15 protein-coding genes are annotated in these 17,971 nt (G+C 57.3%); 9 read left to right on the top strand and 6 right to left on the bottom strand.

The features are described 5' to 3' along the window. Positions 1-39: 39 nt before the first annotated feature. Both AB5Z02_RS20015 and AB5Z02_RS20010 read right to left on the bottom strand, forming a co-directional pair. Positions 40-216, bottom strand: a complete 177-nt coding sequence (locus AB5Z02_RS20015) for a hypothetical protein (protein ID WP_160320551.1) — start codon at positions 214-216, stop codon at positions 40-42. A gap of 130 nt (positions 217-346) precedes the next feature. Further along, entirely contained in the window at positions 347-832 is a 486-nt protein-coding gene (locus AB5Z02_RS20010) for a hypothetical protein (protein WP_058058737.1), read from the bottom strand. A gap of 230 nt (positions 833-1,062) precedes the next feature. Between AB5Z02_RS20010 and AB5Z02_RS20005 the strand changes: the two genes are divergently transcribed. Beyond that, the gene (locus AB5Z02_RS20005) at positions 1,063-1,260 is read left to right on the top strand and encodes a DUF4250 domain-containing protein (protein WP_005333612.1); all 198 of its coding nucleotides are present in this window, start codon (positions 1,063-1,065) and stop codon (positions 1,258-1,260) included. A gap of 375 nt (positions 1,261-1,635) precedes the next feature. Continuing rightward, positions 1,636-4,110: a glycogen/starch/alpha-glucan phosphorylase gene (locus AB5Z02_RS20000; RefSeq protein ID WP_368216811.1), complete on the top strand. Its 2,475-nt coding sequence runs from the start codon at positions 1,636-1,638 to the stop codon at positions 4,108-4,110. A gap of 63 nt (positions 4,111-4,173) precedes the next feature. Here the strand turns inward: AB5Z02_RS20000 and AB5Z02_RS19995 are convergent, their stop codons facing one another. Together AB5Z02_RS19995 and trxC are read right to left on the bottom strand one after the other, a co-directional pair. Next, entirely contained in the window at positions 4,174-5,556 is a 1,383-nt protein-coding gene (locus AB5Z02_RS19995) for a DASS family sodium-coupled anion symporter (RefSeq protein WP_368216810.1), read from the bottom strand. A 161-nt stretch (positions 5,557-5,717) separates the two neighbouring features. Continuing rightward, positions 5,718-6,152: a thioredoxin TrxC gene (gene trxC, locus AB5Z02_RS19990; protein WP_005352560.1), complete on the bottom strand. Its 435-nt coding sequence runs from the start codon at positions 6,150-6,152 to the stop codon at positions 5,718-5,720. 187 nt (positions 6,153-6,339) lie between these two features. Between trxC and AB5Z02_RS19985 the strand changes: the two genes are divergently transcribed. The 4 genes from AB5Z02_RS19985 (at position 6,340) to AB5Z02_RS19970 (ending at position 13,436) form a co-directional block, all read left to right on the top strand. Then, entirely contained in the window at positions 6,340-9,144 is a 2,805-nt protein-coding gene (locus tag AB5Z02_RS19985; protein WP_368216808.1) for a response regulator, read from the top strand. 166 nt (positions 9,145-9,310) lie between these two features. After that, positions 9,311-11,047 carry an ABC transporter transmembrane domain-containing protein gene (locus tag AB5Z02_RS19980; RefSeq protein WP_368216807.1) on the top strand — a complete coding sequence of 579 codons (1,737 nt, stop codon included), beginning with the start codon at positions 9,311-9,313 and terminating at the stop codon, positions 11,045-11,047. After that, positions 11,044-12,795, top strand: a complete 1,752-nt coding sequence (locus AB5Z02_RS19975) for an ABC transporter transmembrane domain-containing protein (RefSeq protein WP_368216805.1) — start codon at positions 11,044-11,046, stop codon at positions 12,793-12,795. The genes AB5Z02_RS19980 and AB5Z02_RS19975 overlap by 4 nt, the downstream gene beginning before the upstream one ends. A 167-nt stretch (positions 12,796-12,962) precedes the next feature. Then, positions 12,963-13,436 (top strand): DUF4442 domain-containing protein, encoded by a 474-nt coding sequence (locus AB5Z02_RS19970; protein ID WP_019446113.1) that lies wholly within the window; start codon positions 12,963-12,965, stop codon positions 13,434-13,436. 33 nt (positions 13,437-13,469) lie between these two features. On the opposite strand, the gene ybcJ is transcribed toward AB5Z02_RS19970, so the two are convergent. After that, on the bottom strand, positions 13,470-13,703 hold the full coding sequence (gene ybcJ, locus AB5Z02_RS19965; protein ID WP_005361116.1) for a ribosome-associated protein YbcJ: 234 nt from the start codon (positions 13,701-13,703) through the stop codon (positions 13,470-13,472). 260 nt (positions 13,704-13,963) lie between these two features. Between ybcJ and AB5Z02_RS19960 the strand changes: the two genes are divergently transcribed. The 3 genes from AB5Z02_RS19960 to pdxY all read left to right on the top strand — a co-directional run bounded on the left by AB5Z02_RS19960 (position 13,964) and on the right by pdxY (position 16,426). Beyond that, on the top strand, positions 13,964-14,527 hold the full coding sequence (locus AB5Z02_RS19960) for a hypothetical protein (RefSeq protein WP_005352548.1): 564 nt from the start codon (positions 13,964-13,966) through the stop codon (positions 14,525-14,527). Between the two features lie 84 nt (positions 14,528-14,611). Further along, a complete protein-coding gene (locus AB5Z02_RS19955) occupies positions 14,612-15,388 on the top strand; it encodes a DUF429 domain-containing protein (RefSeq protein WP_231720461.1) in 777 nt (258 codons plus the stop codon). A gap of 174 nt (positions 15,389-15,562) precedes the next feature. Continuing rightward, positions 15,563-16,426, top strand: a complete 864-nt coding sequence (gene pdxY / locus AB5Z02_RS19950; protein WP_103252431.1) for a pyridoxal kinase PdxY — start codon at positions 15,563-15,565, stop codon at positions 16,424-16,426. Positions 16,427-16,533: 107 nt separating this feature from the next. Here pdxY and AB5Z02_RS19945 read toward each other — a convergent pair whose 3' ends face one another. Further along, complete coding sequence (locus tag AB5Z02_RS19945; protein ID WP_123172924.1) at positions 16,534-17,652, bottom strand: glycerol dehydrogenase; 1,119 nt, start codon at positions 17,650-17,652, stop codon at positions 16,534-16,536. Positions 17,653-17,971 lie beyond the last annotated feature (319 nt).

Raw genomic sequence — 17,971 nt, 5'->3', positions numbered from 1 at the left:
GGAGAGGGTCACTCCGGTGGGCAAATTGTCGTGATCAGCTCAAATGAATGCAATGACTTTCAGCCTCATCATATTGCTCAAACGGGTTCGCTGGTGGGCAGGAAGTCCCGCAGGTTTGAATACTTGGGCTACATGATTGTCCAGTTCAGGTTTTTTTTCTGCTTCTTTATCCGTTACATCTTTTGATGTTTGTCTGCTTGCAGCAAGCAGGGTCAAATGATCTCCGATGCCTACCGTCAGGCTGTTGCACGCTTGTCTTTCAAATAAAGCCGCTGGTCACATATTGTTTGCGCCCTGCTGTCACTGCGACCCGCGGGAGAGCCTGCGTAGGCGTTCGTTTTTTGTCTTAATGATTGAGATAGATATCTTGCTCTGCATAGGCCAGCAGAGGTGTGCCGAGGTTAGTCCGTTTCGTGCCAAAGAAGCGGGTGAGTACGCCAGATTGCTGTCCCAGTCGCTGCAGCTTGACGTGATCCAGCTCGATCTGCTCGGGTAGCCAGGTAAATACGGCGGCGCAGTGACCATTGCCCAGACTGCGCTCCAGGGTTTGCTGCCAGTTCTTGATTTTGGGGCTATGTACCACCAGCACTCTCTTGGGATCTATACCTCGCTCTTCCAGACGGCTGACTGTGGGGCGTCCCGGCGGGGCGATCAACAAGATCCAGCCGGTATGAGCCTCCCCAAGCTTGGTCAGCTCGCTCAGAAACTGATCATCAGACTGGATAGTCACACCATAATGAGCCAACTCCGCTTTGCAGGCGGTTCTGGTTGGCCAGGGCTTGCTCATGACACGATTCATCGCAAAGGGCAGTGAGTGCAGGGGCTGGTTCATATATGGGGTTCCTGTATGAATATCCAAGCTGTATGTGTATACAGTAGTTCTATCCTGTGGCAGTGACAAGGTGTTTTTGCTGAAAAATGTGATGGTGTTGGCATGTGTCGTTAGTAAGGTTATGTTTTTAAACACTATTTAATATAAAGCTGGTTGGGTGTTTTTCGTACTATGGACAAACCTTGCGTAACCGCCCATGGTTATACAGGTCATTTACAGGAGGTGCCGCCATGGATATCAGTACCTTGCAACGTCTTGATGCCAACATCTTGCTGGGCATCATCAATGAGAAGCTAAGGCTTGAGTGTGACGGGTTGGAGGAGCTGCTGGCCTATTACGATATGAGTGAAGAGCAGTTGGCAGGACGTCTGGATCAGATTGGGTACCATTACGATCCATTGAGCAATCAGTTCAAAGCACATCTTTAAGGGTGCAATGATTGCTTCATATTTATACGGTAATTTTTCAGGCACATTGAAACCGGTTTCAATGTGCCGTCTTGCTGCCTATTTTCAGGGATTTTCAAGGCTTGGCAATCTCTGAAAACCTATTCATGCCAGAATATTTTTATTGTTTCATTAAGCTTATGATAATAAAGGGAATGTTTGTTTTTGTGCGATCAATTAAAGGAAAGGGTTTTCAAGCTTTTCAGGCTGTTTTTATCGGTTAAAGTGTGACTTGCGTTAACTTTTAATTCTGCCGCTTTAGTTAGTATTCTCACGCCGGTACATATTTTGAGATAACAACAGCGCCGGTCCCGCAAGCGGGATAACAATTTTATTTGTAACGAAGGAATATGGTTTATGGCTACCAAGAAGAAGACAGACCAGGATCTCCAACTGGATAAAGATCAGCTCAAGGCGAGTATCGTGCGTCACCTGCGTTCTACCTTGGGAACAAGCGAACAGAAAGCCTCTCCCGAAGCGTGGTGGAAAGCCACTGCTGCGGCTGTCAATGAACAGGTGTACGAGCGCCTGACCCGCACTCAGCAGACTCATTTCAAGAAAGATACTCGTGCGATTCACTATCTCTCTGCTGAATTCCTGATGGGACGATTGACTTCCAACAACCTGCACAACCTCTCCCTCTACAAGACTTGCGAAGAGGCGCTGGGCGAACTCGGTCTGGAACTGACCGACCTGTGCGAACAAGAGCCGGACATGGCACTTGGCAACGGCGGCCTGGGTCGTCTGGCTGCCTGCTTTATCGACTCGCTGGCCACTCTGAACTATCCGGCTGTTGGTTACGGTATCCACTACGAACACGGTCTGTTCCGTCAGGAAATCCAGGATGGCCGCCAGATCGAGCGTCCGGACTCCTGGCGTGAATATGGCAACCCCTGGGAGATCTGCCGCCCCGAGTCGGTGCAAGAAGTGCCGCTCTATGGCTACGTCGAGACCGTGTTTGGTGACAATGGCAGCCTGAAGAAGGTATGGCACGCCGGTCGCAAGATTAAAGGGGTGCCTTGGGATATTCCGGTGGTCGGTTTTGGCGGTCACACCGTCAACATCCTGCGTTTGTGGGAATCCCGCGCCTCCGAGTTTTTCGACTGGGACGTGTTCAACGCCGGTGGTTACATCGACTCCCAGGCTGAGAAAGCCCAGGCCGAGACCATCTCCAAGGTGCTGTATCCGAACGATGAGACCGATGCAGGTAAAGAGCTGCGTCTGATCCAGCAGTACTTCTTCTGTGCTTGCTCCATCAAGGACATCATGCGCCGCTACAAGCGGGTCCATGGCAGTGACTTCAGCAACTTTGCCGCGCAAATTGCTATTCAGCTCAACGATACTCACCCGACTGTCGCCATCCCGGAACTGATGCGGGTGCTGGTTGACGAGGAAGATCTGAACTGGGATGCCGCTTGGGCTATCTGCTATCAGGTCTTCTCTTATACCAACCACACTCTGCTGCCGGAAGCGCTGGAGAAGTGGTCGGTCAGCCTGTTCGAGAAAGTACTGCCTCGCCATCTGGAGGTGATTTACGAGATCAACGCCCGCTTCCTGAACGAGTTGGTGGAGCCCAAGTGGCCGGGCAACGATGCTATCAAAGCCAAGCTCTCCATCATCGAAGAGGGAGATGTGCGCAAGGTTCGCATGGGCAACCTGTGCGTGATCGGTTCGTCCAAAGTGAACGGTGTGGCCGAGATCCACTCCAAGCTGGTCAAGGAAGATCTTTTCCCCGAGTATGCCGAGCTGTGGCCGGAGAAAATGTGCAACGTGACCAACGGTGTGACGCCGCGTCGCTGGCTGCTGGCGTGCAACCCGGAACTGGCTGCACTCTATAACGAGGTGGTGGGCAAGGAGTGGCCGCTGCAGCTGGACAAGCTGCGTGGTGTCGTGAAGTTTGCCGACGACAAAGCGTTCCAGAAGCAGTTTATGACCATCAAGCGTCACAACAAAGAGAAGCTGGTCAAGGTTATCAAGGACGAAACCGGTATCGATGTCAGTGCCGAGGCAATCTTCGATGTCCAGATCAAGCGTCTGCACGAGTACAAACGTCAGCAGCTGAACCTTATCCACATCATGGCGCTCTACCGTCGTCTGCTGGCCAACCCGGACTATGACATGCATCCGCGCGTGTTCATTTTCGGCTCCAAAGCGGCACCGGGTTACAAGCTGGCCAAAGACATCATCTATGCCATCAACAAGTTGGCGGATCGGGTCAACAATGACGCCCGTATTCAGGGCAAGTTGAAAGTGGTGTTCATGCCGAACTACCGCGTGAGCCTGGCCGAGAAGCTGATTCCGGCGGCTGATGTCTCCGAGCAGATCTCTACTGCAGGTTATGAAGCATCCGGTACCGGCAACATGAAGATGGCACTCAACGGTGCCATCACCATCGGTACTCTGGACGGCGCCAACATCGAGATCGCAGAAGAGGCCGGTGCTGAAAACTGCGCCATCTTCGGTCTGAACGTGGACGAGGTGAAGTCGCTGAAGGCGCGTGGTTACAACCCGTACGACTTCTACTATGCCAACTCCGAGCTCAAAGCCGTGCTGGACTGGTTTGATACCGACTACTTCACGCCGGGTCGTCCGGGTGAGCTGGCCTCCATCAAGCGCTCCTTGCTGGAAGGGGGTGACCCTTACCTGACCCTGGCGGACTTCCAGTCCTACTCCGATGCGCACAAGCTGATCGACACCTGGTATCGCGATCCGGCACTGTGGGCGAAGAAGGCCATCATCAACTCGGCCACCATGGGCAAGTTCAACTCCGACCGCTCTATTCAGGACTATGTGGATCGGATCTGGGATCTGAAGGCCTGCAACATCGGCTAATCGGATTCATAAATGAGAAAACCCCCGCAATGCGGGGGTTTTTGTTTATTGGGGGGAGCTGGATCAGAGGATATCGCCAACGAAGTAGGCCAGCAGGGCGAGCAACACGGTAAAGACCACGTTCAGAGCCATACCGGCTTTCATCATCTCCCTCTGGCGGATGTGGCCACTGGCAAAGACGATGGCATTGGGCGGCGTGGCGACCGGCAGCATAAAGGCACAGGAGGCACCGATAGCGATCAACACCGACATCACCACAGGTGATACACCCAGCGCCTCGGCGACACCGGCAAACAGGGGAACCAACAGCGCGGCGGTGGCGGTGTTGGAGACCAGCTCGGTCAGGAACACCACGAAGGCGGCCAGCATAAGCAATACGACAAAAATGTTGGCGTTGGAGAGCACGGCCGACAAATGGCTGGCCAGGAATGCGCTGGTACCAGTGGCCTTGAGAATGGCGCTCAGAGTCAGACCGCCGCCAAACAGCATCAGCACGCCCCAGTCGGTGTTCTGGTTGACGTCATCCCAGCTGGCGACACGGCTGACCACGATGGCTACGATGGCGCCCATGGCAATCAGGGTGTCGAGTTGCGGAATACCGCCAAAGGCGTTGGAGATGGGTTGTGAGCCGATCCAGAGCACAACAGTGGTCAGGAAGATTGCCAGCGTCACTTTCCGCTCGCGGGTCCAGTTGATGGTGACATCCTGGATCTCGACGCGGTGGCTGAGACGCGGGCGGGTTACCAGATAGAGCAGGGCAATGCCGCAGGGCATCAGGATCAGCACTACTGGAACACCGAATTTCATCCAGTCAGTGAAGCCAATCCCCATCTGGGCTGCTGCGATGGCGTTGGGTGGGCTACCCACCAGGGTACCGATGCCACCGATACTGGCGCTGTAGGCGATCCCCAGCAATACGAAGACGAAGGTGGCGCGCTCTTTTTTGCTATCGAGGCGTGCCAGCATACCGATCGCCAGTGGCAGCATCATGGCGGTGGTAGCGGTGTTGCTGATCCACATCGACATGGCGGCTGTGATGGTAAAGAGCAGGATGACGCCCCAACCCAGATGACCATTGGCCAGGTGCATCACCTTGCCTGCCATCAGGGTATCCAGTCCCTGTTTGGAGAGGGCTGCCGCGAGGGCGAAACCGCCAAAAAAGAGGAACAGGATCGGGTTGGCAAAATCGGTGAGGGATTTGCTCATGTCAAACACCCCGAGCACGGTAGCCAGCAGGGGTACCAGCAGCGCGGTGATGGTGACGTGCAGTGCTTCGGTCAGCCAGAGGATGGCGATAAAGACCAGAATGCCCAGCCCCTTGTTGACCATGGGGTCAAACGGGAGCCAGGCGAACATGGCACAAAGTAGCAAGACATCCAGGATGACGATCCCTGATTTGATGTCCAGCCAGCGAGATGGAGCAGAGGGTACAGCTGATGTGTGCATAATGTTCTCTCGGTTAATTTATGGTTGTTTTTGTGTTGCCGAGGTTACATCCATTCACTTGTTTGAAACAGGCTCACATGTTGAAAATCAGCCTCTACTCACATACTCATTGATAAAAATGAGGAAATGAACACATAAATAAAACATGTGCGAAATATAAATCAAACATCCATGAACTGTTCCAGCCATTGCTTGAACATGCTCTTGGGCAAGGAGCCATTTATCTGGTTCACCAGTTTGCCCTGTTGGAAGACCATCAGGGTGGGGATGCTGCGAATGGCGTAACGGGCGGCAATGGTGCTCTGTTGCTCGGTATCGACTTTGGCAAAGCGCATCCGTGGTTCGAGTTCATGGGCAACCTCATGAAATACCGGAGCAAACTGCTGGCAGGGGCCGCACCAGCTGGCCCAGAAATCGACCACGACCGGGATGTCTGAGTTGATCAGGGTATCGAAGTTATCCGCATTCCCGAGGCAAGGGGTCTGGCTGAACAGGAGGGCTTTGCAGCGCCCGCATTTGGCAGATGTATCGATATGGGTAACGGGCAGGCGGTTCCTGGTAAAGCAGTGGCTACAATAAGTAGTGATAAATGACATAATTGGTTCCTTCTAAATCAGCTCTGGCCGGGGATATGATGAAAAGCCAGAATGAAGCAATCGCGAAACAATAGCGAAATATCAGAGCAATAACGGTAACACAGTGCCCAGCGGGAGTGGATAATTCCCCCTGGGTTCATTGCCTGACCGGATAATTCAGCGACCACCAGATGAGAGTCGAGACGGGATGAATAAAGGATCACGGAAAAACCGTGCTGTGCCAGGGCTGATAGTTGCCCTGCTGCTTGCCTTTTCGGGCTACTGCTGGCAGTCGCTCAGTCAGCAGCAGCAGGCCCACAACCTGAACGAAGCGGCCGAGGTGGTGCTGAACAGGATCAACGCCGATACCCTCTATCTGCTTGGGCGGGAGCAGGCCAATGACAGCAATGTCCAGCAGCGCCTGAACCAGTTATCCATCACCCTTGACGGTTTTGTACGGGAAGTCAGAAGCGATCCCGAGCTGGTGCAAGACGACCTTTCCCAGGCTCTGCTTGATGACATGGACACCTATCTGATGGCGCTGGCCAGGCTTCATGCCATTGAGATGGCTATCGAGTACCTCAATGCGCCCCTGCAGGCCCAGATTAAAAAGGTGCGGGGGATAAGCCCGTCAGACAGTGCTCTCCATCGCGACCTGGATGAGTTGGCGCAACTGAGCAACTATCTGCAGCGCAGTTGGGACAAACGTGAACAGACTACGCTGGACCAGCTGCAACAGCAGTTGCAATCCCGTTATGGCAACTTGCCGGAGATCGCCACCCTGATCCGCCTGAGCAAGGAGATGAGCCAGCAGGTGATTGCTTATCACACCTTGCGTTACCAGCTCATCGACATGCATGTGATCGAGAGTCTGGTGCGCTGGAAACTCGACAAGCTGGAGCGCGCCTCCTCTTTGATGAACCGCTTCTATCTGATGGTGCTGTGCGGGGCTTTGATCTGCTTTGCGCTGGTGGCCTTCACCCTGTGGCGCCGCAACCAGAAGCTGAGCGAGTTGTCGCGCCAGACCGGCTTGCTGGCTCAGGCCAAAAGCGATTTTCTGGCCAACATGAGCCATGAGATCCGCACCCCCATGAATGCCATCATAGGTTTTAGCTCGCTGGCACTGCAGACTGAACTGGATCAACAACAGCGGGACTATTTGGGCAAGATCAAATCCTCATCCGATACCCTGCTGCTGCTGATCAACGACATCCTTGATTTGACCAAGGTGGAGTCAGGCAAGCTGACGTTGGAGGAGATCGACTTCGATCTCAGCGAGCAGCTCGATTCGCTGGCGGGCATGTTTGCCGATCTGGCGGAGCGCAAACACGTGGAAGTGGTTATTCGCAAGTCACCGGAAGTGCCGGTCTTCTTGCGTGGGGATCCCTTGCGATTGGGACAAGTGCTGGTCAATCTGGTGAACAACGCCATCAAGTTTACCGAACGCGGTGAAGTCGAAGTCTGCATCGAGCTGGCCAATCCTCACCCAATGCGGATCCGCTTCAGTGTGCGCGATACCGGCATCGGTATTGCCGAAGAGAAGCAGACCCAACTGTTTCAGGCGTTTACCCAGCTGGAGGCGGGTAATACCCGAAAATATGGTGGCTCGGGACTCGGGCTCAATATCTCCCAGCGGCTGGTGGAGCTGATGGGGGGGCGGATCACCGTAGAGAGCAAGCCTGGCGTCGGCTCTCTGTTCAAGTTCGATATTCCGATGGCGCAGGCGGTCTACGGCGTGGCTGGACGGAAAGTCTTCTTCGAAAACCAGCCGCTGGTGATGGTGATGGATGACAACGAACTGGTGCTGGATCTGGCTCGGGACATTCTGACTCGGGCGGGAGTGCGAGTGCTGCCGGTTAACTCCCTTTCCCGCGCCCGTCAGCTGCTCCGTGAAGAGGGACCGAATCTGCGGTTGGCGATCCTCGACTGGCGCATGGGTCAGGAGGATGGGCTCGATCTGGCGCTGGAGATGTATCAGCACAGCCAGTGGCGGCGGATCCCCATCCTGATGATCAGTGCCTGGGCCAGAGAGGGGCTACACGCCAGGATGGACAGCATGGGGCTGACCCATTTTCTGCCCAAACCGATGACCGAAAATGCCCTGCTGGCCAAGGTGGACGAGCTGCTCAACGGCAGCTCTTACGAGCTCAACCTGCGCAAGGCCGAGGCACAGGGGGATCAGCAACACTTCAAATCCCTGTTGCAGGGCACCCGAGTACTGTTGGCGGAAGACAACCGGGTTAATCAGCAGCTTATCATCGAATATCTGCGGCGCGTCGATGCGGTAGTGTGTGTGGTCAGCAATGGTCGGGAGGCGGTGGAGCGGGTCGCCGAGCAGCCTTTTGACGTGATCCTGATGGATTTGCAGATGCCGGTGCTGGACGGACTCGATGCCACCCGCCAGATCCGCAAGATGGTCGACAAACACGATGTGCCCATCATTGCCCTTACCGCCAGTGCAATGCCCGGTGACAAGGAGCGTTGTCTGGGGGTGGGGATGAATGGTTATGTCACCAAGCCGGTGAGCAAGCTGGATCTCTACAACAACCTGCTGCAGTGGGTAAAGCCGCAAGGGGTGGAGCAGGCGGGGATCATGGAGGTGAAACCGCCGGATATGATCGGGATCCTCGATCTGCAGGATGCCCTCAAGCGGCTGGAGCAGGACAAGGAGGCGTTGCAGATCCTGTTCAAGCTGTTCATGTCGGAACACAAAGACGATCTGTGGGAGATCCGCTCCGCCCTGCGCCGTCAGCAGCCCGAGGTGGCCAGCAAGCTGCTGCACACCCTCAAGGGGGTGTCTGCCAATATCTCGGCTGCCCGTCTGCAATTGGTGGCTGGCGAGCTGGAGTGGCGCTTGCGGCAAAACGAGGTGCTAAGCGAGACGGATCTGGAGCAGTTGCAACAGGTCTTTAGCCAGACCCGGGAAGAGGTGTCACACTTCCTGTTGACCGGTGAGCAGCATGAAAATTCGTATAATCCCTATTCATCAGGGGATGATCGCATGTCACAGTGAATTAAATAGTAATTATTCTCAACCATCCCGGTTCGGGATATGATGAGCTTTCGTTCGAATCGCCTCCAGCCGGAGGCGATTGTTTTCATTCTTCTATTTCTGCGTGGCTTCTCTGATGGCCGCTCCTTGGAGCGGTCACGGGCAGAGAGCGCTAAAGGTTGGTGGTGTGAGCGTATTTCTACGATTGAGCTGGTTTTTCAAGGAGCAGTGGCCCCGTTATCTGGCTGCCATCTCCCTGCTGCTGATGGTGGCCCTGTTGACCGTTATTCCGCCCAAAGTTGTGGGCTGGGTGGTGGATGGCATCACCAGGGGTGGTCTCGACAATGGCACCCTGATGCGCTATCTGGCGGGGCTGTTTGGTCTGGGTGTGCTGATTTATCTGCTGCGCTACGTCTGGCGGGTGATGCTGTTCGGTGCCTCTTACCGTCTGGCCTATGTGTTGCGCAATCGCCTGTTCAGTCATTTCACCCGGATGAGCCCCGATTTTTATCAGCGCCACCGTACTGGCGATTTGATGGCCCATGCCACCAATGACATTCAGGCTGTGGAGATGACCGCTGGCGAAGGGGTGCTGACTCTGGTGGACTCCATCATGGTCGGGGTATTGGTGCTCTCCATCATGTGCAGCCAGTACTCCTGGCAGTTGACGCTGGTCTCCTTGCTGCCGCTGCCGGTGATGGCCTATTTCATGAACCGCTTCGGCACCCAGATCTACACCCAGTTCAAGGCGGCGCAAGGGGCCTTCTCCAGGCTCAACAACAAGACCCAGGAGGCCCTTTCCGGCGTGCGGGTGTTGAAATCCTATGCGGTTGAATCGCTGGAAGATGAAGGCTTTGCCGAGCTGACCAAACAGGCGGGGGAGCGCAATATGGCGGTGGCCCGCATCGATGCCAAGTTCGATCCGGTCATCTATCTCTGTATCGGTTGCTCCTACTTCCTCGCGGTGGCGGGGGGCAGTGTGCTGGTGCTGCGCGATGAGCTGACTCTGGGTGAGCTCACCAGCTTCACCATGTACCTCGGCCAGCTGATCTGGCCGATGTTTGCCATCGCCTGGCTGTTCAACATCATCGAGCGGGGCAGCGCCGCCTACTCCCGTATCGAAAGCCTGCTGGGGGAGCGCAGCGATATCGAAGAGCCCGCCCAGCCGGCCGTGTTTACCTCTGCCTTTCCTTTGCAGATCAAAGGGGTGAGCTATCAACTTGAGCAGCGCACCCTGCTTGCGGATATCGACGTTACCCTCAAGCAAGGGGGGATGCTCGGGGTGGTGGGGCGCACCGGGGCAGGCAAGAGCTCCCTGCTCAAGCTGTTGATGCGCCTTGCCAATCCGACTCACGGTTCGATTGTCATGGGTGGCGTTCCGATTGACCAGCTGCCGCTCGCCACACTGCGCAGCCAGTTTGCCTATGTGCCGCAGGAGCCATTCCTGTTTTCCACCACCATCGCTGCCAATATTGCCCTGGGCAAACCCGATGCGAGCCGCGAGGAGGTCGAACGGGTGGCACGCATTGCCTGTGTCCACGATGATATCGTGCGTTTCCCCAAGGGCTATGAGACCGAGGTGGGGGAGAAAGGGGTGACCCTCTCCGGCGGCCAGAAACAGCGGCTGGCCATTGCCCGCGCCCTGCTGCTGGATGCGCCCATTCTGGTGCTCGATGATGCGCTCTCGGCGGTGGATGCCCACACCGAGCAGCAAATTCTGCATGCCCTCAAGGCACATCGTCGCACCCTGATCCTGGTCAGCCATCGCATGACGGCGGTGGAGCAGGCCGACGAGATCCTGGTGCTGGAGCAGGGAACCGTTAGCGAACGGGGTCATCACGGTGCCCTGATGGCGCACAATGGCTGGTATGCAGATATGGTGCGTTATCAGCGTCTCGAAGAAGCGGTGGAGGAGAGCCTGTGAATCCGACCATTAAACGACTGCTCGCCTACTGCGCCCAGTATCCTCGCTGGCTTATTCAGGCGGGGATCTGTTTGCTGCTTGCCACCGGCGCCGAAGTGGCCGGGCCGCTGCTGATCAAGCTCTTTATCGATGACTATCTGGCGCCACGCAATATCGTGCTGCCCACCATAGCCCTGATTGCAGCGGGCTATCTGGGCTTGCAGGTACTCTCGGCGGCGGGTTTCTATTTGCAATCCCTGCGCTTCAATCGCATTGCTCAGGCGGTGGTGCAAACCTTGCGCGAGCAGGTGTTTGCCACCGCCATCCGTTTGCCGGCCCGCTACTTTGACAAGCATCGCTCCGGCTCGCTGATTTCCCGCATCACCAACGACACCGAGGCGATCATGAACCTCTATGTGCAGGTGATCGGCTTACTGGTGCAAAAGGTGGTGCTGTTGTGCGGCATCCTCATCTCGATGGCGCTGCTGGATCTGCGGCTGATGCTGGTCTGCTCCCTGTTGCTGCCCGCCGTGGGCGGGGTGATGTGGCTCTACCAGAAACTGAGTGTGCCGGTGGTGCGAGCGACCCGCAGCCTGCTCTCCGACATCAACAGCCGCCTCAACGAGTCGCTGCAGGGGATGCCGGTGATCCAAGCGATGGTGCAGGAGCGCCACTTTGCCAACGCCTTTGCCGAGGTGAATCAGCAGCACTGGTCGGCACGGATCAAGAGCCTCAAGATCAACGGCATTTTGCTGCGTCCGCTCATCGATCTCTTCTACATGATGGTGCTGATCGGTCTGTTGGCGCTGTTTGCCCACGAGGGACTGAGCAGCACTGGTGCCATTCAGGTGGGTGTGCTCTACGCATTTATCAGCTATCTGGGCCGGATGATCGAGCCGCTCATCGAGATGACCAACCAGCTTAACCAGCTGCAGCAGGCGATGGTGGCGGGGGAGCGGGTCTTTGCCCTGCTCGATGAAACCCGCGAGAGCACCGAGGGCGAGCTGCGCCCGCTGGAAGGGCGGGTCAGTTTCGAGCGGGTGAGCTTCTCCTACGATGGTGAGCAGCAGGTGCTGCGGGAGGTCAGTTTTGCCGCAAAACCGGGCCAGATGCTGGCGCTGGTGGGCCATACCGGCAGCGGCAAGTCCACCATCATCAGCTTGCTGATGGGCTTCTATCCGCTGGATCAGGGGCAGATCCGCTTCGATGATCACGCACTGGATACCCTGTCGCTGGCGGCGGTGCGCCGCAGCATCGGGCTGGTGCAGCAGGATCCTTTTATCTTCGTCGGCACCCTGGCGGAGAACCTGCGTCTCGGCCGCGCCGGCATAGATGACGCGCGGCTCTGGCAGGCGCTGAGCGAGGTGCAGCTGGCCGAGTTTGTGCGCAGCTTGCCACAGGGGATCAACACCCTGATGGAGGAGGGTGGCAAGAACCTCTCCGCCGGTCAGCGGCAACTGCTCTCCTTTGCCCGCGCGCTGGTGGGAGATCCGCGCATCCTCATTCTGGATGAAGCGACGGCCAGCGTGGACTCCCAGACCGAGTTGGCGCTGTCGCAGGCGATCTCTGCTGCCCGTCGTGGCCGCACCACCATCGCCATCGCCCACCGCCTCTCGACCATCGTCGATGCGGACGAGATCCTGCTGCTCTCCCGTGGTCAGGTGAATGAGCGGGGTACCCATGGTGAGTTGATGGCCCTCGGCGGTCACTATGCCCAGCTGTTCGAGATGCAGAGTCAGGGGGCCTGGCTGGAAGAGAAGCGCGCCTGAGCGGCACATTTGCTGTAACAGCGACATGAACGAAAAGAGGGAACCGATACGGTTCCCTCTGTTTTTTTGCGTTGGGCAAAAGGTCGTAACCGTGAACCCTGTGCTTGTCGAATGGCGCAGATGCAGGCAACATGTTGTTTACATTAACTCATCGGATCAGTTCGCATATGGATTTGCAACGCTTCAAAGCCAATCTGGCGCTCCGGCTGTTTGCCTGGCGCTATATTCCCGTCATCGGGTTTTGTGCCCCGATCATCGAAGAGATGAACGCCAAGGCGCTGCGCATTCGCATTCCTCTTGGCTGGCGTACCCGCAACCATCTGGGCAGCATGTATTTTGGCGCGCTGGCGACCGGCGCCGATCTGGTGGGCGGTCTGCTGGTGATGGAGAAGGGGCGGCAGCGGCGCAAGAAGGTGCACTTCGCCTTCAAGGATGTGCAGGGGGAGTTTTTGAAACGACCGGAGGGGGATGTGCAGTTCGACTGCGCAGCGGGGGAGGAGATTGACGCCATGATCGACGAATCGCTGGCAAGCGGTCAGCGCATCAATCGCCCCATCCAGGTGGTGGCAACCTGTCCGTCATTGAACGGGGATGAGGCGATGGCGCGTTTTGTGCTGACCCTGTCGATCAAGGCCAGCTAGCGGGTTGCCGGAGAGTGGCTCCCCGAAACGGGGTTAGCCAATCTCCGGGCTGACGCCCTCTTTCACCACGACCTTCATGCCGTTGAAGTTGACCACCTGTTCGGCCACGATCTTGCAGCGCTTGCGGGTCTCGACCTGACCGTCCACTTCGACCAGCCCTTCGGCAACGAGGGCTTTGGCGGCGCCGCCACAATCGGCCCATCCCTGATGTTTGATAAGGTCACACAAGGCAACGAAGGGGTGACCTTCGAGCAGAAACGTCTCCATGGGAAATCCTCTAGATGGATGAATGCCGGATACAGCAGGGCGACTATTTTAGGCAGTTCGCTCAGGCAAAGAAAGGAAGAGGAACCACTCGCTGTGAAAAAGTGGCCGATTGTCCTTGAGATGGCGCTTTCGCAAGTCCTGATGGAGAGGTGAGAGGGCCACCCGTGACGTATCGTGACGCACCTCGTCCCTGCTGGTGTGCCCACACTCGCCCCTGACTGTTAGGATCGGGCCACTCTCAATGGCCCAAGGAACTTCCCATGACACTCTCCCGTCTGCTGCTGGCATGCAGCGCCCTGACTCTGTGCGGTGTCGCGCAGGCCAGTACTCCGGTGCAGGTCTCGCTGCCCGGGGTCAATTTGCCCGCGTCCCATCAGGTGGAAGGGGCGCGCGCCTCGCTGCTCTATGGCCGGACCGGTCAGGTGAAGGGCATTGATCTGCCGATCTTCGCCCTCTCCGATGTGGATCAGTTCAGCGGCCTGCAGCTCGGGGTATTCTTGGGTGCTGGTCGGGTGCGCCACCAGTTTGGCGGGGTGGCTATCAACGCCATCAACTGGCATGAGGGGCAGGATACCGGCGTCAATCTGGGACTGGTCAACCTGACCAACAATGTACAGGGGCTCAACTGGGGGGCGGTCAATATCGCCAAGGGCAATGCGCTGGCCAACGTCGGCTTCGTCAACTATGCCGAGCGTACCACTTTCCAGATTGGCTTTATCAATGCGACCAAGCACCTCGACGGCTTGCAGATCGGGCTGGCCAACTATGCCGCCAACGGCGTGTTCCCCATTCTGCCACTGGTGAACTTCCAGAAATCGTTCTGACCAAGGCAGTTCGCTTTGCGTTAAGGGCCTCTGCTGATTACCCTGTGCCTCTTGCAACTTGTGACAGGCGAACAGAGGTAATTGATGACGGCAGGGCAGATGAGTGCAATCGGGATCGGCTGGGATGTGCGTGGCTGGCAGGGCAGTGCCCAGGCGGTGGCCGTAATGGGCTGGCATGCCGAATCCAACCGCCTGCACTGGCTCGGGGTGTCGCCGCTGTTTCGTCTGAGCTCGCGGGTGGCGCCGGATCTGGCCGCTCTGCTGCGTCCGGCCCTGCAAAACGAGCTGACCCTGATGCAGGTAGAAGCCTGCCCGCAACTGGCGCTCGGTATCGATGCGCCGCTCGCCTTTCCCCGCGCCTTGCGGGATCTGCTCAACGGCCAGCCACACAGCTGCGCCGTGCCCGAGCGGGAGATAGACAACCCCTACGCCTATCGCGACTGCGAACGCTGGTTGTATCAGCAGTACGGCAAGAAGCCGCTGTCGGCCACCTTCGACCGGCTCGGCAACAACGCCACCCTGGCGCTCTCCATGCTGCCGCAGCTCTCTGATCTGCAACTGGTGCCGACCGTTGCCCCGAAGGCCAGTCGCGCCGTGCTGGAGGTCTATCCGGCATTGACCAAAGTGGGCGGCAAGGCCTCCCCGGCACGGCCCGAGCTGGCGGCCTTGCTGCCTGCGGACGTGCTGGTCGGCACCGATCGCTACGATGCGGCGCTCTGCGCCCTGATGGCGCTGCAATATGCCGCTGGTGGCAAGGTGACTGTGTTGCCTGAGCTGATTTCGCCACCCAGTGACATGCCGTGTGATGAGGGATGGGTCTATCACTTTGCCCGTCATGGCGTTGAGCACAACGGCATGTGATGGACGGTGACGCGGCGCATCATGGCGCCGCTCATCCTGTCGACGCGGGCCAAATGGCGCAAAAAACCTGTCTTTAGTCAGGAAATTGCCTGTTCATCCCGCGCCAAGGTGGCGCATCGTTATCTTCATCCTATATATTGCCCACCTTGCTGATCCTTTGCTGTGGTATTCCCGATGAAATCCGTTCTCTCTATTCAGTCCCACGTGGTCTTTGGTTGTGCCGGCAACAGCGCGGCCGTCTTCCCCATGCGCCGCCTCGGTATGGATGTATGGCCCATCAACACGGTGCAGTTTTCCAACCACACCCAATATGCCCAGGGGTGGCAGGGGATGGCGATGCCGGCGGGTCATATCAGTGCGCTGGTGAAAGGATTGGGCAATATCGAGGTGTTGAGCCAGTGTGACGCCGTGCTGAGTGGCTACCTTGGCTCCGCCGAGCAGGGGGACGAGATCCTGACCGTGGTCAACGCCGTCAAGGCGGCCAACCCCGATGCCATCTACTTCTGCGACCCCGTGATGGGTCACCCGGAGAAGGGGTGTATCGTCGCTCCCGGCGTCACCCGTTTTCTGACCGAGCAGGCGTTGCCGGTGGCCGACATGATGGCCCCCAACCTGCTGGAGCTGGAGACCCTCTGTGATACCCATCTGGCTGATCTGGATCAGACCCGCGCGGCTGCCCATCAGCTGCTGGCCCGCGGCGTCAAGCTGGTGCTGGTCAAGCATCTCGGTCGTGCGGCGCAGGACTCCAGCCGCTTCGAGATGCTGCTGGCGACCCCGAAAGGGGATTACCTGATTGCCCGTCCGCTTTATGACTTTGCCCGCCAGCCGGTGGGGGTTGGCGATCTTATCAGCGCCCTGATGCTGGCGAATTTGCTGGCCGGTCACGATGCGGTCAGCGCGTTCGAGCGCACCAACGCCTCGGTGGATGCGGTGCTGCAGGAGACCTGGCGCCAGCAGGCTTACGAGCTGCAACTCATCGCCGCGCAAGATGCCTTCGCCCTGCCAGAGGTTGAAGTGCGAGCGGTGAAACTGCCCTGAGTCAACGCGGACTTTCGTCTATCCCGACAAGGGGGTGGGATGCAGATGAAAAAGGCTTGCCAATGGGCAAGCCTTTTTACTGTTTGCCTATTTAGTGCGGCAAGCAATCAGGCGCGGGGATGGCGGAGGCGATAACGCTCAGCCATGGCATTGGCCGCTACCATGGCGGCGTAGACATCCTGTTCACTCACTGTCATCGGCATGTTGCCCATGGTATCGAGGGGATCGCAGGCCAGCTGCGCCACCTTGCGCCACTCGCTTTCATCAAAGTGGGTGAGCCCCAGCTCTTGCAGCGTCATGGGCAGACCTGCACAGTCGATGATGCGAAACACCTCATCAAGCTCATGTTGCGGGGCGCGCTCAAGCACGAGTTGGGTCAGCAGGCCGAAGACCACCTTCTCGCCATGCTGGGCACGATGGAGCTCCGGGATCAGTGACATGCCATTGTTGACGGCATGAGCGGCGGCCAGTCCACCGGCTTCTGCGCCGACCCCGCTAAGGTAGATGGTGGCCTCGATGACCTGCTCCAGCGCCGGAGTCGAGACATGGTGGCGTATTGCATCCATGGCCAGCTCGATGTTTTCACCAAGCAGCTCGTAACAGAGCTTTGCCAGACCAAGGCCAGTGCGTGAAGGGCGCTTGCCGACCAGATTGAGCCCGTCCGCCCGATAACAGGCGCGCGCCTCGAAATAGGTGGCCAGGGCATCACCAACGCCTGCGGAAAAGAAGCGGGGGGGGGCGGCGGCAATGATGGCCGTGTCAGCCAGCACCACGTCCGGATTTTGCGGCAGGAAGAGATAGCGCTCAAATTCCCCCGCCTGGTTGTAGATCACCGCCAGCGCCGTACAGGGGGCATCCGTGGAGGCAATCGTCGGGAACAGCACAACCGGACGGCGCAGATAGAAGGCCACGGCCTTGGCGACATCCAGCGTCTTGCCGCCGCCGATCCCGACAATCACGTTCGCACCATATTGCTCTGCAAGGTGGGTCAGGCGGTGGATCTCCTGTTCGGTGCATTCATAGCGAAACTTGTCGACCACTCCCCTGAGGCCTGCCTGCAGGAGCCCCGCCAAAGCTTCTTCCCGTACCCGCTCCAGAATGAACTCATCGCTGATGAGCAACGCATAGTCACCAAAATCTTTAACGTGCTCATGGAGTTGCGGGAGAAGGTGTTGACCGATGATGAACTTTTTGGGGGAGGTAACTGTACGGGGCAAAGTGGGCATCCATTATTCCTCAAGGCAGTGAACAACATAGATTCGATTATCAAATGGGTCTCTCACGATACGCCTGATGAGGCAATAGATGAAGAAGAAAAGGGGGGCGTTTTAATCATTAATTAATCTTTCTGTTTGTTTGGTTGTATTTTGGGGCGAGCAATTGGCGGTGTTGAGACATGCAGGAGCAATGGCTCTATCGTGGCAATCCGTCGCAAGCCATAAACAGTCACGCTGGAAACAAGCAGGGCCGCTTGGTGTGGCCCTGCTGTATTTGGATAAGGGATAGGGGATGGTCAGAGCGGTTTGTAGAAGATGACGGTTGCAG

It is taken from the genome of Aeromonas sp. R2-3 (genome assembly GCF_040908375.1).
In the GTDB taxonomy this organism is placed as follows: Bacteria; Pseudomonadota; Gammaproteobacteria; order Enterobacterales; family Aeromonadaceae; genus Aeromonas; species Aeromonas veronii.
This window is presented reverse-complemented; position numbering and strand designations above follow the sequence as displayed.